At 65.6% G+C, this 896-nt stretch carries 1 protein-coding gene; it reads right to left on the minus strand.

What is annotated here, in order from left to right; translation table 11 throughout:
* Positions 1 to 10: 10 nt before the first annotated feature.
* Positions 11 to 801 (minus strand): IS5 family transposase gene (locus ABD287_RS18400; RefSeq protein WP_425565676.1). Its coding sequence is split into 2 segments (ribosomal slippage): positions 11 to 495 and positions 495 to 801, totalling 792 coding nucleotides; the frame shifts between segments, so codons are not numbered across the junction.
* Between the last annotated feature and the right edge of the window lie 95 nt (positions 802 to 896).

Raw genomic sequence — 896 nt, forward strand, 5'->3', positions numbered from 1 at the left:
AGACCGTGTGTCAGTTGGGGTTGTTGCTGGTCAACAGGTCGAGGCGGACGGCGCGGCGGTAGCAGATGACAGCGCATGCAGCAGCAACGAATGCGGCGAAGTGGGAACTTTTGTGTTCGTAGCGGCGGGCCAACCGCCGGAACCGGGTCGTCCACTCGAGGCAGCGTTCGATGACGTAACGGTGCCGGCCGAGCCGGGTCGACGACTCGACGCCTTTTCGGGCGATCCGGGCAATGATCCCCCGCCGGGTCAGGGCCTGCCGGCAGCCCGGGTAGTCGTAGCCCTTGTCGCCGTGCAGCTTGTCCGGCCGTTTGCGGGGACGCCCGACAGGCTGACGCACCGGTGCAACGGCATCGACCACATCCTCGAGGACCTTGTGATCGTTGAGGTTGCCAGCAGATATCTGAATACCGAGAGGCAGCCCGGCCCGGTCCGACACAACATGGATCTTGGATCCGGGCTTTCCGCGATCGACCGGGCTTGGCCCCGTCAGGTCCCCCCTTTGACGGCCCGCACGTGCATCGCGTCCACCGACGCGCGGGACCAGTCGATGCGCCCGGCAGCACCGAGGACGTCGAGGGTTGCTTGGTGCAGGGCGGTGAACACCCCGGCGGCGGTCCACTCGGTGAACCGGCGGTGGGCGGTCTTCCAGTTCACCGGGAACGAGGCGGGTAGCTTGCGCCAACCGCAACCAGCTTCCAGCACGTACAGGATCGCCGCGAGCAGGATCCGGTCATCGATCCGGTTACGCCCGCCGCACTGGTGGCGTTTCGGGTGCTCGGGTAGCAACGGCTGCGCCATCTGCCACAACGGTTCGGGGCAGTACTTCTGAACATCATCCACACCAGCTCAACGAACGACCAGGCGCTGCAACAACCCCAAATGACACACGGTCT

It is taken from the genome of Pilimelia columellifera subsp. columellifera, assembly GCF_039532605.1.
Classification (GTDB): Bacteria; Actinomycetota; Actinomycetes; order Mycobacteriales; family Micromonosporaceae; genus Pilimelia; species Pilimelia columellifera.